This is a genomic window from Labilithrix sp., assembly GCA_019637155.1.
Taxonomy (GTDB): domain Bacteria; phylum Myxococcota_A; class Polyangia; order Polyangiales; family Polyangiaceae; genus Labilithrix.
The window spans coordinates 124,331-146,968 of sequence record JAHBWE010000012.1 but is presented as its reverse complement, the minus strand read 5'-3'; the positions used below and the strand labels follow the sequence as shown (position 1 = coordinate 146,968).

The 22,638-nt window shown below is 68.8% G+C and carries 30 protein-coding genes and 1 tRNA gene; 22 read left to right on the top strand and 9 right to left on the bottom strand.

Going from position 1 to position 22,638, the window contains the following annotated elements; all coding sequences use genetic code 11:
- Positions 1–5 precede the first annotated feature (5 nt).
- Positions 6–512 carry a hypothetical protein gene (locus tag KF837_25495; protein MBX3230698.1) on the bottom strand — a complete coding sequence of 169 codons (507 nt, stop codon included), beginning with the start codon at positions 510–512 and terminating at the stop codon, positions 6–8.
- Positions 513–530: 18 nt separating this feature from the next.
- Positions 531–1,436 carry a serine hydrolase gene (locus tag KF837_25490; protein MBX3230697.1) on the bottom strand — a complete coding sequence of 302 codons (906 nt, stop codon included), beginning with the start codon at positions 1,434–1,436 and terminating at the stop codon, positions 531–533.
- A gap of 63 nt (positions 1,437–1,499) precedes the next feature.
- On the opposite strand from KF837_25490, the gene yacG reads away from it, so the two are divergent.
- From yacG to KF837_25445, 9 genes are all read left to right on the top strand, one after another.
- Positions 1,500–1,685, top strand: a complete 186-nt coding sequence (gene yacG / locus KF837_25485; protein ID MBX3230696.1) for a DNA gyrase inhibitor YacG — start codon at positions 1,500–1,502, stop codon at positions 1,683–1,685.
- Positions 1,686–1,690: 5 nt separating this feature from the next.
- Positions 1,691–2,491: a hypothetical protein gene (locus tag KF837_25480; GenBank protein ID MBX3230695.1), complete on the top strand. Its 801-nt coding sequence runs from the start codon at positions 1,691–1,693 to the stop codon at positions 2,489–2,491.
- Positions 2,488–3,519, top strand: a complete 1,032-nt coding sequence (gene ligD, locus KF837_25475) for a non-homologous end-joining DNA ligase (protein MBX3230694.1) — start codon at positions 2,488–2,490, stop codon at positions 3,517–3,519. Before KF837_25480 ends, ligD begins: the two co-directional genes overlap by 4 nt.
- 82 nt (positions 3,520–3,601) lie before the next feature.
- Positions 3,602–4,777, top strand: coding sequence for a PrsW family intramembrane metalloprotease (locus KF837_25470; GenBank protein ID MBX3230693.1), 1,176 nt, complete (start codon positions 3,602–3,604; stop codon positions 4,775–4,777).
- Between the two features lie 36 nt (positions 4,778–4,813).
- Positions 4,814–5,077 (top strand): 30S ribosomal protein S20, encoded by a 264-nt coding sequence (gene rpsT, locus KF837_25465; GenBank protein ID MBX3230692.1) that lies wholly within the window; start codon positions 4,814–4,816, stop codon positions 5,075–5,077.
- 52 nt (positions 5,078–5,129) lie between these two features.
- Positions 5,130–6,983, top strand: coding sequence for a serine/threonine protein kinase (locus tag KF837_25460; GenBank protein ID MBX3230691.1), 1,854 nt, complete (start codon positions 5,130–5,132; stop codon positions 6,981–6,983).
- A gap of 19 nt (positions 6,984–7,002) precedes the next feature.
- Positions 7,003–8,421: a PEGA domain-containing protein gene (locus tag KF837_25455; GenBank protein MBX3230690.1), complete on the top strand. Its 1,419-nt coding sequence runs from the start codon at positions 7,003–7,005 to the stop codon at positions 8,419–8,421.
- A gap of 12 nt (positions 8,422–8,433) precedes the next feature.
- Complete coding sequence (locus KF837_25450) at positions 8,434–9,237, top strand: SDR family oxidoreductase (GenBank protein ID MBX3230689.1); 804 nt, start codon at positions 8,434–8,436, stop codon at positions 9,235–9,237.
- Between the two features lie 51 nt (positions 9,238–9,288).
- A tRNA-Glu gene (locus KF837_25445) sits at positions 9,289–9,364 on the top strand.
- On the opposite strand, the gene KF837_25440 is transcribed toward KF837_25445, so the two are convergent.
- The 4 genes from KF837_25440 to KF837_25425 are packed head-to-tail and all read right to left on the bottom strand — an operon-like array spanning position 9,332 to position 13,459.
- A complete protein-coding gene (locus KF837_25440; GenBank protein MBX3230688.1) occupies positions 9,332–11,023 on the bottom strand; it encodes a recombinase family protein in 1,692 nt (563 codons plus the stop codon). The genes KF837_25445 and KF837_25440 overlap by 33 nt on opposite strands.
- Positions 11,024–11,032: 9 nt before the next feature.
- The gene (locus KF837_25435) at positions 11,033–11,317 is read right to left on the bottom strand and encodes a hypothetical protein (GenBank protein MBX3230687.1); all 285 of its coding nucleotides are present in this window, start codon (positions 11,315–11,317) and stop codon (positions 11,033–11,035) included.
- Positions 11,318–11,345: 28 nt separating this feature from the next.
- On the bottom strand, positions 11,346–12,296 hold the full coding sequence (locus KF837_25430; GenBank protein ID MBX3230686.1) for a hypothetical protein: 951 nt from the start codon (positions 12,294–12,296) through the stop codon (positions 11,346–11,348).
- Positions 12,293–13,459: a hypothetical protein gene (locus tag KF837_25425; GenBank protein MBX3230685.1), complete on the bottom strand. Its 1,167-nt coding sequence runs from the start codon at positions 13,457–13,459 to the stop codon at positions 12,293–12,295. Before KF837_25425 ends, KF837_25430 begins: the two co-directional genes overlap by 4 nt.
- A 571-nt stretch (positions 13,460–14,030) precedes the next feature.
- Between KF837_25425 and KF837_25420 the strand changes: the two genes are divergently transcribed.
- The 4 genes from KF837_25420 to KF837_25405 are packed head-to-tail and all read left to right on the top strand — an operon-like array spanning position 14,031 to position 15,887.
- Complete coding sequence (locus tag KF837_25420) at positions 14,031–14,501, top strand: hypothetical protein (GenBank protein ID MBX3230684.1); 471 nt, start codon at positions 14,031–14,033, stop codon at positions 14,499–14,501.
- Positions 14,498–15,016: a hypothetical protein gene (locus tag KF837_25415; GenBank protein MBX3230683.1), complete on the top strand. Its 519-nt coding sequence runs from the start codon at positions 14,498–14,500 to the stop codon at positions 15,014–15,016. Before KF837_25420 ends, KF837_25415 begins: the two co-directional genes overlap by 4 nt.
- Positions 15,013–15,444 (top strand): hypothetical protein, encoded by a 432-nt coding sequence (locus tag KF837_25410; protein MBX3230682.1) that lies wholly within the window; start codon positions 15,013–15,015, stop codon positions 15,442–15,444. Before KF837_25415 ends, KF837_25410 begins: the two co-directional genes overlap by 4 nt.
- Positions 15,441–15,887, top strand: a complete 447-nt coding sequence (locus KF837_25405; GenBank protein MBX3230681.1) for a hypothetical protein — start codon at positions 15,441–15,443, stop codon at positions 15,885–15,887. The genes KF837_25410 and KF837_25405 overlap by 4 nt, the downstream gene beginning before the upstream one ends.
- A gap of 53 nt (positions 15,888–15,940) precedes the next feature.
- Here KF837_25405 and KF837_25400 read toward each other — a convergent pair whose 3' ends face one another.
- Both KF837_25400 and KF837_25395 read right to left on the bottom strand, forming a co-directional pair.
- Complete coding sequence (locus tag KF837_25400) at positions 15,941–16,213, bottom strand: hypothetical protein (GenBank protein MBX3230680.1); 273 nt, start codon at positions 16,211–16,213, stop codon at positions 15,941–15,943.
- Positions 16,214–16,506: 293 nt separating this feature from the next.
- Positions 16,507–16,923 carry a hypothetical protein gene (locus KF837_25395; GenBank protein MBX3230679.1) on the bottom strand — a complete coding sequence of 139 codons (417 nt, stop codon included), beginning with the start codon at positions 16,921–16,923 and terminating at the stop codon, positions 16,507–16,509.
- Positions 16,924–17,278: 355 nt separating this feature from the next.
- On the opposite strand from KF837_25395, the gene KF837_25390 reads away from it, so the two are divergent.
- From KF837_25390 to KF837_25350, 9 genes are all read left to right on the top strand, one after another.
- Entirely contained in the window at positions 17,279–17,449 is a 171-nt protein-coding gene (locus tag KF837_25390; protein MBX3230678.1) for a hypothetical protein, read from the top strand.
- Entirely contained in the window at positions 17,446–17,760 is a 315-nt protein-coding gene (locus tag KF837_25385) for a hypothetical protein (protein ID MBX3230677.1), read from the top strand. Before KF837_25390 ends, KF837_25385 begins: the two co-directional genes overlap by 4 nt.
- A 79-nt stretch (positions 17,761–17,839) precedes the next feature.
- Positions 17,840–18,109, top strand: coding sequence for a hypothetical protein (locus tag KF837_25380; protein MBX3230676.1), 270 nt, complete (start codon positions 17,840–17,842; stop codon positions 18,107–18,109).
- A 22-nt stretch (positions 18,110–18,131) separates the two neighbouring features.
- On the top strand, positions 18,132–18,722 hold the full coding sequence (locus KF837_25375; GenBank protein MBX3230675.1) for a hypothetical protein: 591 nt from the start codon (positions 18,132–18,134) through the stop codon (positions 18,720–18,722).
- A gap of 94 nt (positions 18,723–18,816) precedes the next feature.
- Positions 18,817–19,908: a hypothetical protein gene (locus tag KF837_25370; protein ID MBX3230674.1), complete on the top strand. Its 1,092-nt coding sequence runs from the start codon at positions 18,817–18,819 to the stop codon at positions 19,906–19,908.
- Entirely contained in the window at positions 19,908–20,510 is a 603-nt protein-coding gene (locus KF837_25365; GenBank protein ID MBX3230673.1) for a hypothetical protein, read from the top strand. The genes KF837_25370 and KF837_25365 overlap by 1 nt, the downstream gene beginning before the upstream one ends.
- A gap of 10 nt (positions 20,511–20,520) precedes the next feature.
- Positions 20,521–21,117 (top strand): macro domain-containing protein, encoded by a 597-nt coding sequence (locus KF837_25360; protein ID MBX3230672.1) that lies wholly within the window; start codon positions 20,521–20,523, stop codon positions 21,115–21,117.
- Between the two features lie 83 nt (positions 21,118–21,200).
- Positions 21,201–21,992, top strand: coding sequence for a PD-(D/E)XK nuclease family protein (locus KF837_25355; protein MBX3230671.1), 792 nt, complete (start codon positions 21,201–21,203; stop codon positions 21,990–21,992).
- 29 nt (positions 21,993–22,021) lie between these two features.
- The gene (locus tag KF837_25350; GenBank protein ID MBX3230670.1) at positions 22,022–22,258 is read left to right on the top strand and encodes a hypothetical protein; all 237 of its coding nucleotides are present in this window, start codon (positions 22,022–22,024) and stop codon (positions 22,256–22,258) included.
- 28 nt (positions 22,259–22,286) lie between these two features.
- Here KF837_25350 and KF837_25345 read toward each other — a convergent pair whose 3' ends face one another.
- A complete protein-coding gene (locus KF837_25345) occupies positions 22,287–22,553 on the bottom strand; it encodes a helix-turn-helix transcriptional regulator (GenBank protein MBX3230669.1) in 267 nt (88 codons plus the stop codon).
- Positions 22,554–22,638: the final 85 nt, after the last annotated feature.

Genomic DNA, 22,638 nt, shown 5'->3' with positions numbered 1-22,638 from the left:
CTCCGTCAGCGCTTGCCCGGCTCGATCCAGTCCCGCACGAGATCGACGAACTGCTCGCCCACGGTCCGCGCGCGCTCGGGCGTCGTCGCGAGGTTCACCGGCATCGACGGCCGGTCGCCGGTGAGCACGATGCCCTTCCTCCGTGCGCGATCGAGCGCGCGCATGACGTCGACCATCTCGTTCGTGTCGAACCAGGTGCCGTGCGCGGGGCACGCGTCGACGACGCAGCTCGCGCCGTCGATGCGGTTCTTCACCATCTGGAGCTGGCACTCGGGACAGGTGATCGCGTGGCCGTCGTCGCGCGGCTTCTCCTTGCCCTGCGCCGCGTCGAAGCCGATCGCGAGGAGCTGCCGATCGAGCGAGTCGAAGATGCGCTTCGACGTCGGGACGTCGGCGAAGACCCCGCCGCAGCGCTCGCAGAATCGAACCCCCGCCACGCCCGCGGCGCCGAGCGGATCCATGCACCGCGGACACGCGTTGGCCGACGTGCGAGCTTGCCGGTAGACGGACATGCTCCGAGCATAGCCGCTCTATTCGCCGCGCATGGCGCGGTACACGACGCGCGACGCCTCGGCGAGGGCGATGCGGCCGACGTTGTCTTGCGTGGGCCGGAGGTCCTTCGAGCCCTTCGAGAGGAGCGCCACCGCGTAGGCGCCGCGATCCGTCGCGACGATGCCGGCGTCGTTGACGACGCCGCGGATCGAGCCGGTCTTGTTGCAGAGGCGGGCGGGGGTGCGATCGCGGAAGCGCGCCTCGGGCAGGCCGCGCCGGATCGCGCTCGCGGTCTGCGTCTTCTGCAAGACGTCGAGGAGCGCCTCGCACGCCGCGGGCGGGAGGTCCTCGCGTTTGTGGATCGCGGTGAAGAGGCGCACGAGCTCGCGCGCGGTGGTGGGGGAGCGCTCGCCGCGGCCGTCGTCGCGATCGTCCTTCGGCGTCGAGGGCGCGGCGCCGTAGTCCTCGGCCTCCGGCGACGGCGCGCCGTGTTTCGTCTCGTGGGTGAGGATCTTCCCCGAGAGCCGCGTCTTCTCGAGGCCCAGCTTCGCGAGGCGGCGGTTCACCGAGAAGACGCCGACGCGCTCGATGAGCACGTTCGCGGCGGTGTTGTCGCTGATCGCGAGCGCGAGGTAGACGAGATCGCCGAGGGTGGGGGTGAGCCCGTCGGCGAGCTCGGTGAGGACGCCGGAGCCGATCACCTTGTCGTCGCCCTTCAAGGCGACGCGCTCGGCCCGCGCGAGGAAGCCCTCCTCGATCTGGCAGAAGACCTCGAGCGCGACCGCGACCTTGATGAGGCTCGCGGCGGGGAAGACCTCGTCGGCCGCGACCTCGACGACGGAGGCGGGCTCGTCCAGGCGCGAGGCGCAGATCGCGAGCGCGCCCTCGAACCGGCGGGCGATCGCCTCGAGCTCGAGTCTCTCGGCTGCATGAAGCTCGGGCATCGCCTCTATCGTTGCGAACGTCGACGCGCGTGGGCAACATCGCGGTGCTATTTGGGGAGGACGATGGCGATTTGCCCGATCTGCGGCTCGGAGGCCAAGCCCCGCGCCGAAAATCCGAGCTTCCCGTTCTGCGCGCCGCGCTGCAAGACGATCGACCTCGGCAAGTGGATGGACGAGGAGTACCGCATCCCGGCCGACGATTCGCCGGACGAGGACGACCACCCGGACGACGAGATCGTGCGACACTGAACGGGATGCGCCGGATCTTCGGTCTCCTTACGTCTCTTGCCCTTCTCGCGTCGGCCGGGGTCGCCGGCGCGCAGGATCTCCAGCAACCCGGCATCGCGCCGCCGCCGCCGATGGCGCCCAACACGGGGCCGGGGCAGACGACGCAGGAGCAGTACCAGCAGGCGGAGACGCACAAGAAGCTCGATGAGGCCGAGACGAAGGACACCGGCCGCAACTTCGAGCTGTTCTGGGTCGACGGCTCGATCGGCGGCGCGTACATCAACATGTCGCAGTTCTCCGCCGAGCAGCTCGCGGTGAAGCAGACGAGCGCGGGCGGCCCCGCGTTCTCGATCGGCGCGGGGCTCCGCCTCGTCGTCTTCGTCGCCGGCGCGCGCCTTCGTTACAACGCGCTCTCGAGCTTCAACCTGCTCCAGATCAACGGCGAGGCCGGCCTCAAGCTGCCGATCAGCGATTTCGACATCCTCATCGCCGCCCACGGCGGCTACTCGTGGGTCGGCCGCCTCGGCGACGCGAACGAGGCGACGAGCTCGAGCGCGCCGACGTCGAACGACGCGGTGTCGATCCGCGGCTTCAACGCGGGGCTCGAGTTCGCGTTCGACTACTACGTCTCGCCGATGTTCTCGGTCGGCGTCGGCCTCCTCGGCGACTTCCTCCTCCTCAATCGCCCGCCGGTGCCGCTCCCCTCCGGCCTCACCCCGGAGCAGCAGGCGGCGGCGGAGAGCGATCCGCTCTACCAGAAGTCCGGCACGAGCGCGGGCCTCGCCCTCGGCGGCGGACTGCGGCTCGGGCTCCATTTCGGGTTGTGAGCGCGGAGACCTCGGCGGAGGCGCTCGCGCGGGAGCTCGGCGCCCCGACCGGCGACGTGCGCGGCGCGCGGATCGTGCCGATGATGTGCGAGCGCCACGAGTCCCGCGCGCTGCTCGATCGCGCGGGCTGGCTCTTCGAGCTGAAGCTCGACGGCGTCCGCATCGTCGCGGACAAACGCGGCGCGAGCGTCAGCCTCTCGTACCGCAAGCAGCGCGACGCGACCGACAGCTACGCCGAGATCGTCGACGCGCTCGCGAAGCTCCCCGAGGATCGCGTCGTGCTCGACGGCGAGATCGTCGCGTTCGACGCGAACGGACGCCCCGACTTCCAGCTCCTCGCGCAGCGCTTCCAGTCCGATCCGAAGCGCGCGCGGAGGATGGCGGCGGGTCAGGTCCCGGTCGTCTACATCGTCTTCGACTGCCTCGCGATCGGCGGCTACGACCTCCGCGGCTTCCCGCTCGAGGCGCGGAAGGAGATCCTGAACCGCGTCGTCCCCCCCGAGGCAGGCGGCCTCGTGCGCCAGCACCCGACGTTCGATCGCGGCGGCGATCTGTTCCGCTTCTGCGAGGAGCACTCGCTCGAGGGCGTCGTCGCGAAGAAGCTCGGCTCGCCGTACCGCCCCGGCGAGCGCACGTCGGAGTGGCTCAAGATCAAGCGAGAGCACGACTGCGAGCTCGTGGTGGTGGGCTGGACGGAGGGCGAGAGCGCGCGGTCGACGCTCGGCGCGCTCGACGTCGCGTCGTGGGAAGGGGACGAGCTCGTCTATCGCGGCAAGGTCGGGAGCGGCCTCAGCGCCGCGACGATCCTGACGCTCCTCCCGCGGCTCGAGGCGCTCCAGGTCGACGAGCCGGTGACGACGCGCGGCGTGTATTCGGCGGCGAAGCAGCGGTTTTATTGCAAGCCGGAGCTCGTCGTGTCGGTCCGCTACGGGATGATGCAGCGCGACGGTCTCCTCCGCTTCCCGACGTTCCGCGGGCTCCGGCCCGACGTCGATCCGAAGGACTGCACGCTCAACAGCCCGGCTTGACCTTCCGCGTGTGCGTGACCGGATCGAATTGCGGCTGGCGAAGAGGAGGGCGGTCGCTTACCTCACTTGCTAACGTAGGGCCGTGGTCTCGTCGCTCCGCTGGATCGGGCCGTCGCTCGTCCCCGCGCTGCTGCTCCTCGCCGTCATCTATTTTTCGGATCGCCGTCGCGAGCCGCTGTGGCTCGTGCTCCTCACGTTCACGCTCGGCGTCGCGGGGAAGGTCGGCACGGTGTGGCTCGAGCAGCGCGCCGCGGCGTGGACGGGCCTCGACATGAACGCGCGCGTCGCCGGCGCGGCGGGGAGCATGCTCTTCCTCTTCGGCTTCGCGGCGCCGATCCGCGAGGCGGTGAAGGTCTGCGCGATGTGGCCCGCGTTCCGATCGAAGTACTTCGACGAGCCGATCGACGGCCTCGTCTACTCCGCGTCGGCCGCGCTCGGCTTCGCGCTCGTGGAGAGCGCGCACATGCTCCGCGTCCACCCGTCCGGCGGCATCTGGATCGTGCGCGCGCTCCTCGCGCTGCCGGCGCACGTGTTCTTCGCCTGCGCGTGGGGCTACGCGCTCGGCCGCGCGAAGCGAGACAAGACGCCGGGTCCGATCTTCCCGCTCGCGTGGCTCGTCGCCACCGCGGTGCATGGACTCTACATTCATCTCTGCTACGGGCGCGGCGCGGGCGCGCTCGTCGGCACCGTGCCGCTCCTCCTCGCGATGGGCATCCCCGTCATCTTCGCGCTCCGCGACCTTCGCGCGCGCGAGGACCGCTCGTCGCGCACGTCGATGCTGCTCGAGCGTGTCTCGCACCTGCACATCGTGTCGGCGCCGCCGAGCCTCCGCACCGTGCGCGAGGCGATGCACCGCGAGGGCCAGCCGATCACGCTCCGCTGGATCTTCGTCGGTGTGTTCGTGACGGTGGGCGCGATGACGCTCGGCCTCGCCGGCTCGATCGCGTTCGGCCACTGGGCGCACGTCGACTTCTCGGTCGTCGACGAGCACGAGATCTCGACGACGGCGCCGGTCGCGCTCCTCGGCTCGGGGGTCCTCCTCGCGTTCCCGATCAGCGGCTACCTCGTCGCGCGCGCCTCGAACCTCCCCACCATGCTCGAGCCCGCCGTCGCGGCCGCCCTCGCGATCGTGCTCGCGCTCGCGCTCCTGGGTCTCGCCGCCCCGGTCGCCCTCGTGTTCGCCCTCGCGTTTTCGCCGATCGCGTGGGGTCTGGCGTGCGCCGGCGCCTGGATCGGCCGCCCGGCGCGGGACGCTTGACACGGACGGGTGCGCAACTAAAGTGCGCCGTCCGTCATGGCCAATCATCCGTCCGCAGAGAAGCGCAACCGCCAGCGTCTCGTCAAAACCGCTCGCAACCGCGCGATCAACAGCGCTGTCCGCACGCTCGTGAAGCGTGTCCGCACGGCCCTCCATGCGAAGGACAAGGCCGCGGCCGGGGCCGCGCTCAAGGCCGCGACCGTCGCGCTCGACAAGGCGTCGGCGAAGGGCGCGATCCACACGAAGGCCGCTTCCCGTACGATCTCGCGTCTCTCGGCGCAGGTCCACGCGCTCGCGTAGTGGCGGGCATCCGGCGCTGATAAGCTCGAGTCGCGCGCCCGACGCGTGACCGATGAGCGAGCTCGAATCCGCCCAGCCACCTCCGACGTCGGTCCCGGTGCCGTCGTCGCAGGAGCGCGCGCGCATCGCGCGAGAGGCGCTGATCGGCAAGTCGATCGCCGGTCGCTACGTGCTCCGCGCCCTCCTCGGGCACGGCGGCATGGGCGCGGTGTACGAGGCGGAGCACCTCGGCATCGGCAAGAAGGTCGCGATCAAGTTCGTCGACCCTGAGTTCGTGACCGACGAGCAGGTCGTCACCCGCTTCGCGCGCGAGGCGCGGGCGATGAGCGCGATCGAGAGCGCGCACATCGTCTCGATCTTCGACGCGGGCACGGAGGAGGGGCGCCCCTACCTCGTGATGGAGCTGCTCCGCGGTGAGGACCTCGGCCAGCGTCTCCGTCGCACGACGCGCGTCCCGCTCGCCGAGGCGCTCCACATCATCGCGATGGTGTTGAAGGGCCTCGGCAAGGCGCACGCCGCGGGCATCGTCCACCGCGACCTCAAGCCCGACAACGTCTTCCTCGTGAAGAACGACGACGGCGGTATACACGCGAAAATCGTGGACTTCGGCGTATCCAAGATCGAGCGCCCGCGCAGCAAGACCTCACCTCTCGCGCTCACGGGCCGCGGCACGGTCCTCGGCACGCCGTTCTACATGAGCCCGGAGCAGGCGCAGGCGATGCCCGACCTCGACGGCCGCGCCGACCTCTACAGCGCGGGCACGATCCTCTTCGAGTGCCTCACCGGCCGCCCGCCGTTCACGGGCGAGACGTACGAGCAGATCATCCTCGCGATCTGCATGCGCGACGCGCCCGACGTCCGCACGATCGACCCGGAGATCCCGCCCCCGGTCGCGGCCCTCGTCGCGAAGGCACTCGCGCGCGATCGCACGCAGCGCTTCTCCTCCGCCGACGAGATGCTAGCCGCGCTCCATGAGCTCTCACCGGAAGAGAAGAAGCTCGTCCCACGCGAGCACCTCCCGAACAAGACACTCGCCGTCGGCAGCGCCGCGGCCGCGCCCGCGTCGGCCTCCCAACCGGCGTCGACGCCGTTCCAAGGCAACGCCACTCAGATCGCAGGCTCGGGCGCCGCGGGCGCGGGGACGGCGGGTGCGGGCGCGTCGGGCTCGGGCGTGGGGACGGCGGGTGCGGGCGCGTCGGGCTCGGGCGTGGGGACGGCGGGCACGGTGGGCTTGGGCGCGTCGGGCTCGGGCGTGGGGACGGCGGGCACGGTGGGCTTGGGCGCGTCGGGCGCGAGCGCGTTGGGCGTGGGCGTGTCGGGCGCGGGTGCGTTGGGGGCGGGCGTGTCGGGCGCGGGTGCGTCGGGTGCGGGCGCGGCGCCGTCTGCGATTGCGCGTTCGGGCACGAGCCCGCTCGCGGTCTCCACCTCCGATCGCGCGCCGGCGGGGATGTCGCGGCGTCGCTCGACGAGCGCGGTCATCGCGACGGCGGTGGTCGCGACGCTGCTCGGCATCGGCGCGACGCTCCTCCTCGTCTCCGCGATCGGCAAGAAAGATCCGCCGGCCTCCGCGACGGCGCCGGCGAGCATCACGTCGGGCGTCGCATCGTCGGCGCTCGCTCCTTCGCCGTCGCCGATCCCATCACCGCCCGAGCCCGCATCGACCGCGGCGTCGGCGTCGCCGTCGGCTTCGTCTTCGGCCGCGCCGTCGGCGCCGTCGCCGTCGGCACTGTCGCCGTCGCCGTCGCCGCTGGCGGCACCGCTGAAGCCGGCGGTACCGCCGAAGCCGGTCGTCGCGCCTGCTCTTGCGCCCGCCCCCGCGGTCAGGCCGTCGCCGGGCCCCGCCGCGCCCGCGCCCGTGTCTGCGCCGGCGCCGGGCAAGCTGGATATCGCGCGCGATCTGCCCTGATCGGGCTACCTTTCAGGTCGTGCGTCGCTTCTCTTATGCGCTCTTCGCGCTCCTCGTGCTGGCGTCGCCGCGCGCGGCGTGGGCGGACGAAGCGGCGGCGCGCGCGCATTTCAAGAAGGGCATCGAGCTCTACGACAAGAAGCTGTTCGTCGAGGCGCTCTCCGAGTTCCAGGACGCGTATCGCGAGAAGCCGTCGGCGGGCATCAAGCAGAACATCGCGCTCTGTCTCAAGGGCCTGAATCGTCCCGCCGACGCGGCGTCCGCGTTCGACGAAGCGCTCGACGAAGGCAAGGACACGCTCAAGCCGGAGACGAAGGCCGCGATCGAGCGTGAGCTCACCGAGCTCTCCCGCTCTGTCGCGACGGTGAAGATCACGATCGTCGGCGCCGACGAGAAGAAGGCCGCGGCGACGGTCATCTCGATCACGCCCGCGGGCCAGCCCACGCACTCGCTCGCGCCGGGCGCGCAGCGTCGTCCGATCCGCTTGATGCCTGGAATCTACACGTTCAGCGCGAAGATCCCGGGCCAGGCAGATCCCGAGCCGAAGAAGTTCGCCCTCGTCACCGGCGCGCCCGTCGACGCCTCGTTCGGCAGCGTGTCCGCGGTCGTGACGGGCACGCTCACGATCCGCGCGAACGTGCCCGACGCATCCATCCGCGTCGACGGCGCGGAGCTCGGGCAGGGCACGTGGACGGGCCCGGTCCCCGCGGGGAAGCACAAGGCCGAGGTCTCGGCGCCGGGCTGGAAGACGGTGCAGTTCGACGTGAGCGTCCCCGCGAACGCGACGGTGGAGAGCCCGGTCACGCTCCAGCCCGCCTCCGCCGCGCCGGGCGAATACGTCGCGCCCGTCACGCCTCCACCCGAGAAGCCGAAGCGCATCTACCTCGTCATCACGGGCGCGCTCGAGGGCGCGAGCTATCGCTTCTCCGACGATCTCGGCGAGACACCTCCGAGCGGCGAGCGTCGCGGCGTCGCCGGCCTCGCGGTCGGCGGTCGTTTCGGCTTCCTCCTCAACAAGGTCATCGCGCTCGAGGCCTTCGTCGCGGTCGGGCAGGACGCGACGACGTACAAGCTGCCGAGCGCGAACGAAGAGCGGACGACGCAGCTCACGCACTGGCAGCTCACGCCGTCGATCCGCTTCCAGACGCCAGGCAAGTCGCGCTTCACCGCCGCGACGGGCTTCGGCGTCCACGGCCTCACGGTGGAGTCCACCGCGCCCAACGGCGTGACGCGAAAGGGCAGCGGCGTCGCGGCGTCGTGGCTCATCGACGCCGGCGGGCAGTTCGATCTCGGCCCGCTGTTCCTCGAGGCGTGTCTCTTCTTCGACGTCCACGGCGTCGGGAGCGTCGCCGACGACGCTGCGCCCGACAGCCGCTTCCTCCTCGCGTCCCCGGCGGTGCGCGGGGGTCTGCGGGTGGGCCTCGGCATCCCGTTCTGATATGCCCGCCGCATGGCGGACAACGGCGAGAAGCGCACGGCGCTCATCACGGGCGCGTCGGCGGGGTTGGGCAAGGAGATGGCGGCGCTCTTCGCCGCCGACAAGCACGACGTGGTGCTGGTCGCGCGGAGCAAGTCGAAGCTCGAAGAGCTGGCGCACGAGCTCGAGGAGGCGCACGGCATCACCGCGGGCGTCATCGCCGCGGACCTCGGCGAGCACACGGCCCCCGCGACCATCTTCGACGTCGCGAAGAAGCGCGGCCTCGCGATCGACTTCCTCGTGAACAACGCAGGCTTCGGCACGACGGGCGAGTTCCTGAAGCTCGACCTCGCGCGTGAGCTCCAGATGATCGACGTGAACATCCGCGCCCTCGTGGAGCTGACGCACCGCTTCGCGCCCGCGATGGTGGAGCGCAAGTTCGGCCGCATCCTGAACGTCGCCTCCACCGCCGCGTTCCAGGCGGGCCCGTACATGTCGAACTACTACGCGACGAAGGCGTTCGTCGTGAGCTTCAGCGAGGGTCTGGCCTACGAGCTCGCCGGCACGGGCGTGACGGTCACCTGCCACTGCCCGGGCGCGACCGCGACCGACTTCTCCGCGACGGCCGGCAACGACAAGTCGAAGCTGTTCAAGAACAACAGCAACGTGGCGGACGCCAAGAGCGTCGCGACCCACGCCTACCGCGCGATGCACGCCGGCGACGTGCTCGCGATCCACGGCGCCATGAACTGGCTGATGGCGCAGATGGTCCCGCTCTCCCCGCGCTCTTTGATCCGCAGCATCACCGCCGGCCTGAACAAGCCAGACCCTTCCTGAGGTCGCGACCCACTTTACACGCGCGCAGGACGGCGGTAGTTAGCCCCCACCGTCCCCATCGTCTAGAGGCCCAGGACCGCGGCTTTTCACGCCGCTAACACGGGTTCGAATCCCGTTGGGGACGCCACTTTGTCTGGGGGGTTTGGATCACAAGCCCCTCCGCCTCGAGGGCGAGCATCCGGCCAACGGAAGCTCGCCCTTCGACTTGCAGCCGCGGCCCGTCGGGCATCTTCACCGGCGTCGCCGTGAGCTTGCCGTCGAAGATCGTGGAGAGGAGTGTGCGCGCTTCCCTCGGGTTCCGCTCGAGCATCTCCCGAAGGCCGGCGAGCCGGGCCTTGGCCTCGGCCTCCATCCGCCGCACCTCGAGGCTCATCGCCTCCGGGGCCGCCTTGGTCGCCCGGATGCGGGCGTCGAGCTCGTTCACCCGCTCCTGGCGCTCGTTGAGCCCGGCGATGAGGGGTTCGCTGACGGCCTTCGGGCTGGAGGCGATCTGGTCGACGAGGTTCGCGATCTCCGCACGAAGCTTGTGGGCCTCGGCCTCGAGCTTCGGAAGCTCGGCGTTCTGTTGCTTCGCGCGCGCGGCGATGCGCCGGCTCACTTCCTTGAGGGCATCCACCACGAGCTCCTCGGAGAGGATGTTCGTCTGGATCCAGTCGACGACGCCCTGGTTCACGCGGTCGACCGGGCGCCTCAGGGCGTTCTTGCAGACGGTCTCGCCGCGATCGCGGCGGTACGAGCAGATGTACGCCTTGACCATGTGCTGGCCGAAGCGGGTGTCCAGGACGGTCAGCGCGCCGCCGCAGCATCCACACTTCGTGATGCCGCTGAGCAAGTACGTGGCCGGACGGCCGCCCTTCTTCTTCGGAGGAGACTTCTCCCCGCGCCGCAGCTTCTTCCCCTTCAACTGGGCATGCGTCGCAGCCCAGAGCTCGTCGCTGATGATCCGGAGGTGGGGTGCGTCGACGACGAGCCACTCGTGCTCCGGTCGCTCGACGCGCACCTTCGTCCCCTTGCGGTACATCTTCTCGAACTTGTTCCAGACGATGCGCCCGAGGTACCGCTCCCGGTGGATGATCTCGAAGACGGCCGAAGGCGACCACGAGCCCGTACCGCGCTTGCCGGCCGAGGGTGACGGGAGACCTCGCGCGTTGAGCTCCTTCGCGATCGTGCGGTAGCCCTCCCCCCTGGCGAAGCGGGTGAAGATCTCGAGGACGACGGCCGCCTGTTCGGCGTTCACCCTGTACTCGACGTGCTTCCTCCGCTCGCCGTCCATCACCTCGACGTTGTCGTAGCCGTAGACCCGGCCACCCACGTTGAGGCCCTTGCGCGCCTTCACGAGGAGATGCTCGTGGGTGCGCTGCGAGATCTTCTCCCGCTCGAGCTCGGCGGCGAAGTTCCGCGCGGTGATCAAGAAGCGGGCGGTGGCGTCGTCGAGCCGGACTTCTTCGCCGGAGTAGTAGTAGTAGACGCGCACGCCGGCATCGAGGATGTCCTGAAGAAGGAGGGACACGCGGATCATGTCCCCGCCGAGGCGGGTCTCGTCCCGCGTGACGAGGACGTCGACCTCCTTCTTCTCGATCGCGGAGAGGAGGGCGATGAGCCCGGGCCGCTTCGCGAACTCGGCGCGGCTCACGCCGCTGTCGACGAAGACGTGCTCGGGCGAGACGACGTAGGTCCCGAACTTCTTCTGGAGGAAGCGACGCGCTTCTTCTTCCTGCACCTCGAGGCTCGCCTCCTGATGCTCCTCGGTCGAACGTCGTAGGTAGAGCGCGACTCGGATCGGCATGGCGTTCCTCTACTCCTGGGGAGGGTGGGCGGCGAGGTCGGCGAGGAGGAGATCGGCGAGGGCAGCGGCGAGGCGGAGGTGTTCGTCGCGCCAGGTCTTGTACTTCTTCTTCAGGGCGGTCCACGCGTCGCGGGTGATCGCCCTCGGCCTGTCTGGCGAGAAGTAGAGCAGCACGCGGTACCGCTCCGTCGGCTCAACATCGATCTCGGGCATGTACTGCTGCCTGGTGTGCTGCATGCTGGTCTGGTCCTGGTGCTGCAGAGTCAGATGTAGCCTTCCGAAGAAGAAGAACAAGGGACGGCAGCGAGTGTGCGCACACGCGCTAGGGGAGAGACAGCCCACGACGGGCGCACTCGCGCTTCAGCGTCTCGGCGCGCTCGGCGACCAGCTCATCGAGCCGGCTCTCAATCTCGGTCTCGCTGAAACCGAGGGCCAACAGGCGGGGGCGAGAATCCTCGGCGCCGGTGCTGCGCTCAGCCAACCGCCGGAAACACAATTCGATCTCCAGCTCCCGCGGCAGCGTCGTCGCACGCCGAGCCAGCGGGGGGAAGGGCGCGGGCGTCAGCGTCATGGTCGGGGCGACGACGATGAGCGCCGGCTCGGCGGGGGCCGACCCGGGATCATCCCGGGTTGGGGACTGGGGAGCGTGGAGCTCCCGGAAGACACGCGCGATCTCCGACCACGGCGTGTCGAGACCCCGAAGGACGCGCACGGCGGCGGCGAGCTCGGGCTCCGGCAGTACGACCGCAGGGGCCGGAGCCGCCTCGGGGGTCGTGCGACGCCGACGCGAGCGACGCGGATGAGGAGCGGGCTCCTCGTCGTTGTCGGCGGGCGCCTCGGGGGCCGGGGGCACCAGCAACAGCGCATCCGGCGACGGAAACGCCTCTGCGAGCCTCTCCTCGGCCTCCTCGGCGTCGAGCTCGGTTTGGGCAAGCTGGGCATCGATCAGCCCGTATGTGCGCCCCACCGTGGGGCGCACGTCGGATTCGGCCACCGGAGTGATGTCGGGATCCTGATGCGCCCCACCGTGGGGCGCATCGGCCTCGGGGGCGTGGTCCCGCTCCCGGAGCTCCCCCGGGTCGACGTGCTCGACGGGCACCTCGACAGCGCCCCACGGTGGGGCGCTGTCGAAGTCGTCCAGGGGCTCGGCATCTGCGTGCGCGCCACGGTGGCGCGCACGTGCGTCGAGCCGGTCAGCGAGGCGGAGAGCGGCGCGCGCGGTGGCGCGGAGGGTGCGGGAGGCGAGGCTGGTGATGCGGCTCGTGATGGTCATGTAGGGTCATCCTGATGATGGTCGTGGAGGTCAGAGAGAGCGGCCTCGAACATCTGGGCCATCTCGGCCGTGTCGAGGAGCAGGGCACGCAAACGCTGGAGACGAGCGCGGGCGTCGTCGATCGGGACGAGCCGCTCGCGAGCGCGCTCGAAGAGCTCGCGGAGCTCGGTGGGAGCTGACCTGGTGTGGTCGATGCGCTTGTCCACCTGGACGAGCGCCCGCCGGCCGATCGGGTCGGACGGGTACCTGAGTCGCGCAAGCGTCGTTCGCTGGCGCTTGCGGAAGCGGGTAGTCAGCACGTCATCGATCAGGCGTTCTCGCTCTGAACCTGGCCCGACTCCCGCGACATGGCGGCGGATCTCCTTGAGGCGAGATGAGGGCGGGAGATGCGGGAGAGCCTCGCCAGCTAGGAGAGCTTGGAGCCAGCGGAGGTACTCCCTCGGGCGATGGGTCTTCAGGGCGCTGGCGCCCGAGATCCACTCCTCGACCAGCGCGAGGGACTTGTCTGGCGCGCGGAGCGCGCGGACCTGCTTGCTCGGGACGGAGATGCCGAGATCACGCATCTCCCGAACAACGAGGCCGACGGCCGTCCCCCTCTCGACCTCGTGGAGGGCCCTCTCGAGGAGCTCCGGGTGCAGCAAGGACCGGAGCTCCTGGAGGGATCGGATATCAATAGCCGGTACTGATCTATCAATCGCCGATACCGGTATTGACCTATTACTAGGCGTAGACGGCGAGATGGGCTGATCGAGTGTTGGTGCTTTCTGGATCTCGCTCTCGGAAAAGCTCTCTCTCTTACTCTCTCTACTATCAAGTAGTAGAGAGAGAGAGTCTGGTGATCCTTCGACGGGTCCCTCCGCCGAGTAGAGATCATCCGTGGGACCACTGGTTCCTTCGGGCTCGCGCTCGAAAACTTCGATCTCGAGGGGGGGGCCCTGCTCTTCAGAGCCGGGGCTCTCCTCGGGCTTCTCGCCTCCCGAGGGAGAGTTCCAAAAGGGGAGCGGGGCCTCCGCCCCGATCGGAACCTGCTCGGGGCCAGGCTGGAGAGTGGGCGGAACCCCCGTCGTCTCGAGGCTACGTCCGGTCAGCGCAGCAGTAGTAGTGGTCGGTCCGGTAGTATCGGCCGGCTCGCCGCTGACCAGGCGGATCAGGCGGGTGAGCATCACCCGACCTCCCGGCTGACCTCCCGTTCGGGTTGCGCCCTCCGCGCGCGAAGCCACGCGAGGAACCGCTCGGGCTCGATCCGGACGACCATGCCGACCTGGATGTAGGGGGCCCCGTCTGCCCGCCACTTGCGGACCGTGCTTCGGCCGAAGCCGTAGCGCCGGGAAAACTCGCTCTCCGAGAGCGGAGCTCCGGGCGGCGGCTCACGCCGGGTCCTGGGCTTGCGGGGCTGGCTCTGGCTCGGGATAGGCTGACTAGACATGGGAGACCTCCGCGCCCTGCGGGCGCCGGTGCTGGTGCTTGGCTCCAGGATTCCCGCCCTGGATCGGGCACCGTGTCTCCCCGGCCGTGCCTTCAGCCTCATCGACCTCCCAGGGTCCGGCAGCCAACGGTCTCGGGTTCAGCGGCCAGCATGGGTCCGGCCTGCCCACCCGTCAAGAGCAGCGGTGACCAGCCATGGGCTGCGCTGTACTTGGATATTCAGATCCGCAAACAATCACGGGTCCGTGCGCCAGGCTTTCGTGTGATCTGCCCTTCGCTTATCGCCTCTCTCGCTGCATATGATCACTCATGGGACTGGGTGAGGCAGTGCAGCTCGCGTCGGAAAGCGATGACATCAATCCGGTCGTCCTGACAACCTCCGGCGGCTGCACGTCTGAGCACCCCGAGCAGCTCTTCCCGATCACGGGTGACCCAGGCACGATCGATCGCGTGAGCTCCCCTACTCCTGCACGCACCGCCGACGCGATTCGCGCCGAGCTATTGGCCGGCGTCGACGTGACCGCCGCCGACGAGCGGCTCCTCGTCGAACTCGCCGCGAATGCGGCCGCAATAGCACTTCAGACCGGGGTCGCAGCCGACCGCCTCGCGCACGTTTTACCAGGTGTCCTCGCCGACGCGCGCAAGGCGGCGATGGTGGCGAAGACGCTCCACGAGGTCGTGATGGTCGGAAACGCGCTGGTTCGCCGCATCGAGGGCACGCTGGCCACCGCGGCGACCCTGCGCTTGCAGCGCCGCGTTCGTCGAGGTTCAGCGGAATGACTTTCGAGGCCATCGCGAGCGTTCCGGGCGTCGTCAGTACAGCTGACGTCCAGAACGTGCCGAACGAGGCGACTTCCGTTCTTCTTCTTGTTCTGGGGCGTGCAGGCGAGCCGACGCGTCAGAGCATCGCGTTCGGCGCGATCCCTGGGGGACGGGGAGTCCATCGCGGTTTGGTATGCCCGCTCTGCTCTCGGCCGAAGTATCGCCTGTTCACCTCGTCGTTCGGCCTCGGCTGCGGGCCATGTACCGCGCGCCGGACGCGGCGACAGCTCGAGTACCGCACCCGCGCATGGCGGCGACTCGGAGGCGAGCTCGAAGACGTTGTACTTCGGGGCCTTCGCCCGGGCCGCCGCTCATCCATCGTGCCGGAGGCCATCGCCGACGCGGCCAACGCCCTTATGGTCGACGATCGGGAGCGCGCTGCGCTTCTCCTTCGCCGCGTCGATGACGCGTTCAAGGGCGCCGTCACCCTTGATGTGGATCTTATCGAGGCCGTTGCCGTGGAGGAGCCATGATCCCGTTCCTTTCGACCGTCACGCCGCGCGGAGCCGAGCGTGTGCGGCGTCTCCGAGATGCCGAGACACGCGAGGAGCTGGACACGCTCATCAAGGAGATGGTGAAGGACTTGTCCGCCGAGCTTGCGGGCAACCGCACGTTCACGGCCGCCGACGAGTACGCGTTTCAGTTGGCTCTGGGGCTCCGGACCGCGGAACTTCCGCGCGCGGCCGCGTCGTCCTTCGATGTCGCCGCTCAGATCGCTCTCTCGGCAGGAGCTCATCAGGAGGGGCTGTTTGCACTCGAGAAGGCGGAAGAGGCTCGCCCCTCTCCGGACCGAGCGAAGCGAATCAAGGCGCTCCGTCAGGCGTTGCGTCCAGCGGAGACGCGCGCTGAAGCGGCGAGCAGTCCTTCGTCGAGGAGAGTGCGGAGGCTGGAGAGAGCATGAGCGAGGCTCCGAAGAAGAACGCCACGAAGAAGTCGGGGACGAGCAAGGGCACGTCGGCCAGAACGGTATCGGTGCGCGACGTCGCGGCACATGCCAACCACCTTCACGAAGTCATCGCGATCATTCGCGCGGCATCGGTCGAGTACATCAGCCGCTTCGCCGGCGTCGGTCATGCGCTGCCCGAGCTACTCCTTCAGCGTGACGGTTCGGGAGCGCGCCCGGCAACGGTCGACGCGATCGTCGATGTCGGGACAGTCCTCGAAGGCGTGGCTCGTGAACTCGAAGCCCGCGCCCTCGCCATGCTAGGGACTCGCGTCGAGAGCGCCGAGGTCGTCGATCGCGATCGTCCTGCCACGGCGTTCGGCGCGGACCGGGTCGTTCACCGGGACCTTCTCGACAGCCCGCTGCGCCCGGCGTTTGAGAGGAAGAGCTCTGCAAGCTGATCCGCTGATCCTTGGCCGTGGATCGAAGAACACTCCCGAGTGTCCACGACGTTTCAATGGGTCGTCCGCGTCTCGTCGAGCATCAGGGGCACCGGCTCCATCATCCCGTTGGCCCACTCGGTCTCTTGCCAGTTCTGGACGCAGGCCTCCTCGGTCCCGCACGCCATGCAGTGAGCGATGATGTCTTCGTCGGGCGCCTTCACGACCCACATGAGCCCGAGACACGGCTTCCTATTCGGATGCTTCACGCACTCGATGAGGGTCTCGCGCGTCTCGTTCTTTTGGAGAGGACCGCCGTACTCGATGAACCGCGCGATGCGGAGCATGCGCCGGTGAGGATCGGGTCTCGACGAGGAAGTGGCCGTCCTTGTCCAGCCAGTGCCAGGGATCGACGACGAGCATCGCCGCCTCTCGAGCACTCGCTGATCGGTGCTCGAGCGCCTTCCAGTGCGTCGCGCCATCGGCTTCTTCTTCGTCCCGTGAGGTGTGCCGCGAGTCGAACGCACGGATGGCTCACCCGACGACCATGCATCGCAACGACAACTCCGATCATCGACTCAAGCCCTGCACATCGTCGGGGCTCGTGCTGCGCACGGCCGCCCCGTTGGAGAGCCGGAGGCTAGGACATCCATTCCCGATCACCAGTTCCTTCGACAACCGAGAATCCGGCGCCCTCGACGTGGTCGACGCAGAGCGTCCCTACGTGCGCGAGCACGAGGAGGCGGTTTCCAGAGCGGCGACGGAGCCACTCGACCGCCGCCGTGTCGCCGGGCGTCGTCGCCGCGATGACATCAGCGAGCTTCGCCGCGCGTGTCTTGTTCATTCGTGTGACCTCGATGCGCTTTCCGGTCCAGCCCAACGCACGGGCTGCGACCTCTGCGCCTGCCTGCATCTCCTTCGGACCGCGGCCGACCTCGAAGAAGAGGACTGCGACGTCCCCATCGAGAAAGATGCGCGCGATCGCCTCTGCGTTGGGCCGGATGCCTTCTACGTGAAGCCGATGGTGAAGCGGTCGCTCATTGGTCTCCGTTGCCATCAGTCCCTCCTCCGCCTTGGGCTAGCACCATGGTTCGTTACGTCGAGAACGTTGCCACGTCATCGGACAACGCGCTCATGCGCGCGGCTCGGCCGAGGTACGAGGACGCCGATGCAAAGGCAACTCAGCACGGATGTCGGGGATAAGAACGTCGGAGCTACCCGCTCCGGAGGAACCCTCGTGACCACCATCATGCTCCTCGAGCTCGCTGGCCTCGCGTTGGCAACCGCCGCGCGCGCGATCCACATCGTCCGCTCCTGATCGGCATCGACGTGCTGTCCCTGAGTGGGAGCCACGCTGAAGTTCAACCCGTCTGCGCCGGCTGCGCGACGAGATCCATTGCAGGCACAACACCATGAAGAACAACGTGAACGACAACAACAAGCTCGCCTTCTCCCTCGACGACGGCGGGTTCATCTCCCGGACGCTTCGCCACGAGGCCCTCAAGAAGGGCATCGCGGCGGCGGCGGCCGGCGTCCTCTTCGCCATCGCGTCCGAGGCGCTCTTTCCGTCGAACGAGTCGTGAGCGGCGTCGGCGACGCGCTCGTCGACGTCGTGCTCGACGGCGCCCGTGACGGACGCGTGAACCGAGTGCGCCGCCTACTCGGCTGGGCCGCGAGACTCACGAACCCGCCCGTCGGCGTCAGGCTCGTATCCGATGACGGCGGTAGCTTCACCGGCTTCGTCATCGTTGAGCATAACAAGCCGATCGCGATGCTCGCCATCCGTGTCGGGACCGCGCCGCCTCGACACCAGATGACGTCGACCGAGCCAGGCTACTTCCGTCCCGTCCACGGCGAGCCGCGCTGGCCCGCCGACGACGATCTCTCCCCGTAGTTCAACATCAACATCAACTCGAGCGCCCGCCGCGTGGATGGTCCACGCGCGCGGGCGTTCTTCTTTTTTGGAGCCCTCCATGCGCATTCACGGCCGTCTCCTCCGTCCCTCGAACCTCGCCGAGAGGCGCCTCTTGCTCGGCCAGTTCGGCACGAGCACCCTCCGCGTGCCCCGGAAGTACAACATCTTCAGCGTCGCTCGCCGTCTCGAGCGGTACGTGAAGAAGAACGCCGATCTCGCCTTCGTCCAGAGCATGGTGAAGCGGCGCCTGCCGGTGCCGCCGATCAGTCCGGACCTCGACGTCCCCGAGCCGGTCACGGACGACGCGCATGCCGCCGCGGCCGAGTAGTACAACCCGCGAGCTCCTGGCGTTGTACTCGCGTGCCGGCCACGGCGAGTACAACCTCGGGGTGTTCCTCAAGGAGCACCCCGAGCTTCTCGCCCGGGTCGACGTGCGCCTCGACCTAACCCAGGACGACGCCGCCCTGGCCCTCGCGCTCGCCCCCTTCGTCGGTCGGTACAAGAAGCACTTGGCGAACGCGAATGTGGCCGAGCGCGGCGACCGGGCCGAGCGTGCCGCCGGCCAGCTCGCTGCGTCTGCCCGGCACGAGTGGAACAGTGTCGTGCTCGATGTCGATGTTCTTCTCGGCGATGTCCTCGCCGGGCCGCACAAGTACGTCCGGCTTGAGCTCCAAACCGTGCGCGTCTCCGTGCTGCGCCATGTCCTTGTGAAGGCGCGTGGCGCGCTCCGGGGCTTTCTCGACCTGGCCGCGTACGCCGACGAGCGTGGCCTTCATCTCGTCTGGCGAGCTGGCCGGGGCGGGTTGAACCTTCTCGCCCAACGCGAGGAGCGCGGGGCCTCCACGCTTGTCGTCGATCTCCGGCCCACGGCACCGATGCGACGGGCATCGGGGGACCCCACGCTCCTCGGCGACGTACTCGTCGAGCTCGGCCTCATGTGAACGCGCGCGCGGACGCCTTCGATCGTCGCCGCCGTGAAGAAGAACTACGGGCAGCGCCTCCACGCGCGCCCTATCCCTCGAGGAGAAGAACAACATGACCACCGCTTACGCAACCGGCAGCTCATCGCCGCTCGGCAGCAAGTTGCCCGGCCCGCTCCTGACCGCCTCCGACATGGCGCCCCGCTGGAGCGAGGTCGAACTGGACTTCGACGCTGCAGCTCAGCGGGTCGTAGAAGCGCACGAGGCCGACGGACGGCACCATGACCTCAGCATCCCTGACCTCCGCACTTGGTGCGTCGCACCGACGGCCGCGAGCCAGTTCGCGCTCGTTCCGCTCGCCCGCCATCACGAGCCGATGGTGTTGCGCGCGAACGCGTTCAACAACCTCATGGCGCGTCTCGGCGCTCCGTCGGAGTTCGTTCGCAAGCTGCCCGCGCCCCTGGCGCTCTCCCTGATCGGGTATCTGATGCTCGACCGCGAGGAGGGCAAGGCGGCGACGCTTCGCCTGCGCGGGAACCAGATCGCCGCCGTCGTCTCGGACCGCTATCGCCCCCTCGATGCCGCCGAGCTGATGGAGACGATCCGCGCAGGACTCACCCGCTTCGGCGCGCTCCACGACGTTCGCGTTCGCGGCGTGGCCACCGGACTCATCGACAACCTGCGGCTCGTCTTCCCGAGCGAGCAGGTCGCGGCGAAGGTCGGCGACGTCTCGATGCTCTCGCTCGATGTCACGACGTCAAGCTTCGCGAGGAGCTCCGTGAAGCTCGTTCCGGGATGCTTCAGGCTGGCATGCCTGAATGGACTACTTCGGCATCACCGCTCCGAAGGGCTCGCGTTTCGTCACCTCGGGGACGGGCTACGGGAGGCCGTCGCAGAGGGGATCAGCTCGGCGCTCGTTCATGCGCGGGGCGTGCTCGATCAGTGGCGCCGGTCGGTCGAATTCATGATCACGAGCGTGGCCGACCAGATCGAGGCGCTCCGTTCCGAGCTCACCATGCCGGAGCGGAAGAACCTCGAGGCAGAGATCCTGCGCGAGACGGGGACCGCCGCACTGCCAGCCCGGCTTCCGCTCTTCGACGTCCTCAATGGGATCACCAGCAGCGCGAAGCTCGCAGCTCCAGCCCGGCGGCTCGAGATCGAGGCTGTCGCGGGTGATCTGCTTGCTCGTCACGTCGGGAGGGCGTGATGAAGAAGGAGGTCCTCACACGGCCGTTCCCGCCGGAGCTCGTGAAGCAGCGCCAGGGACAGGGCGGGAAGATGCTCTCGTACGTCGAGACCCATGCTGTCATCAGTCGCTTGAACGAGGGCTGCGACGCGTGGAGCTTCGAGATCATCGAGCATCAGATCTTGGACGAGGAGGTCGTCGTCATCGGGAAGCTCACCGCCGACGGCGTGACCAAGATGGCGTTCGGTGGAAGCGCGATCACGAGAGATCGCGACGGCCGCGCCGTATCGATCGCGGATGACGCAAAAGCGTCCGCTTCAGACTGCCTCAAGAAAGCGGCGTCTCTCCTGGGTATCGCGCTCGAGTTGTACGGTGCAGGCGCTGCCGAGACGACGTTCGCGCAGCCCTCTGCTCGTGCGCCGGCCCCCGCTTCGGCCAACGACCGCCTCACCGGCAAGCAGTACTCCGCCATCCAGTCCGTCGCCCGGCGCCGCAACATCGGGCGCGACCTCCTCGCGCACATGCTCGACGAGCGGTTCAACAAGACCGAGATCGGGCACCTGTCCCGCCGTGAGGCGAGCTCGATCCTGTCCGAGCTCACCGGCTCGAACGGAGCGGGGTAATCTTCACCGGATGAAGCGACGCATCGAGGTCCGCGCCTGCTCAATCACCGAGACCGGGGCAGACTTCGTCGTGAACGCCTCGAACGACTCGGCGACCCTTGGCGGAGGCGTCTCCCGCGCGCTCTACAACGAGTGCGGCGGGGACGTCCTCCAGCGCGAGATGAGGCAGAAGCTCGAGGACGAGTTCGACGGCGTCCTGGACGAGGGGGACTGCCTGATTACGTCGGCCGGGACGTCGACGAGGTTTCGCCACGTCCTGCATGTTCCGGCGGTCGACTACCGTGGCACGCGGGCGACGCTCAGCGCGAGCGGGGTCGAGAAGACCGTGACCTCGCCGGAGCGCATCCAGGCGTGCACGGCAGCAGCGCTCCGGGCGGCAGCCGAGATCTCCGAGCGCGACGCACGCCCGGTCTCTCTCTGCATCCCGCTTCTTGGCGCTGGAGCGGGAGGTCTGCCCGCCGCCGTCGTCTGCCGCTCGATGATCGCCGGGCTCCGGGAGTTCTTCGCGGAGTCGCCCGAGGCTGGCATCGAGCTCGTCGTCTTCGCCGTTCCAGAGCCTGATCGGTTCTCGGTCTGCTCCCGGCTCGTTGCGTCCGCGATGAGCTGACCACCACTACAACAACTACAACTCGCAGAAAGCCGGCGTGCTCGCCCAGAGCACGATCGGCCTTCGTGCGTTTCAAGGTCCCCATGCCCGAATCCCTCATCGAGCTGCGGAAGAGGCCGCACCTCTCAATCAGCGCTGTAAAGTCCTGGCTCCAGTGCCCTCGGAAGTTCGCCCTCCAGTACAGGGAGCGGGCGCGCCCCGACTACCTGCCCGCGGCATTGATCCTCGGGTCCGCCTGGCACTCGGCGGTCGCTGGGTGGCTCGACGAGGCCGCCGATGACGAGGCGCTCGACGATCAGCTCCGCGATGATCTCCGTGATCGGCTCCGTCGGGATGACCTGCCGGTGCTTTTCGACGACGCCGACGAGGACGCCGACAGCTTCATCGAGCGGGCGGTCGCAATGTTCAAGACGTTTCGAGGATCGGTCGCCCAGCCGAAGATGGTCCTCGGCACCGAGATCGCCTTCGCCACGGCGATCGCACACCCGCAGACCGGCGAGGTCCTACCCGTCCCCGTCATTGGCGCGATGGACGCCATAGTCGTCGAGGAGGACGGCGTGGGCTCGCTTTGGGAGCTCAAGACCGCGAAGAAGAAGTGGAGCCCGGACCAGGCCGAATTCGACCCACAGGTGACGCTCTACCGTCGGGCAGCGCGGGAGCTCGGGTACAACGGCGTCCGTCTCCGCATCCTGGTCACCACGAAGACCCGCGAGCCGGCGGTTCAAGTCCTCAACGTGGCCCGGAACGACGGCGATGAGGCCGAGCTCGCCGAGTTGTTCTTCGAGGTCCACCGCGCGATCGAGGCCGGCATCGGACCGAGACAGCGGGGCTGGGCGTGTCGGACGTGCCAGTACGCGAGCTCGTGTCGACCATGAGGCGGCGCGTGCGGAAGGGAGACCGATGCATGGACGACCCGTTCGCGGTCACCACCTCCGGCGTCGTGCTCCTCAACGTGCAGAACTTCGACGACGTCGAGACCGCGGCGGACGCCCTGCGTCGGGCCCTGCGGCAGCCCGGACCGATCTTCATCGGCGTCCCGATGGAGTCGCAGGAGGTTCGCCAAGTCTTTGAGCACCTACGCGACGTGGTGCACGAGCCTGCGTGGTTCGTGATCGGCCAGCGACAGCGCCGGAGGAGGTGAGCGTGGTCGTCGGTGCGCTCGCCGACGACTACTTCGTCGTCGGGCGCCCCCGGCGCCGGCGCTCACGCGACTTCGGCTCGTCGAGAAGGTCACGCGTGCGAACGCCAAGACCTCGGGCGACGCGGGTGAGCGTCCTGATGGTGAGGTTCATGCCGGCCTCGATGCGCTGGAGGTTCTTCAGTGGCATGCGGAGGTGCTCGGCGGCCTGCTGCTGCGTCCATCCGAGCTCGCGTCGAACCTCGGCGACCCGTCGCCCGACGTCCTCGATGACTCGGTCCGGATCTTCGAACGGCACGAGGACGACCGTCGCCCTCGTTGACCGTTGATAAAAACCACACCAGGATGGTCATTATGTTCGGCGGCGTCGGGGGCCCTTTGAA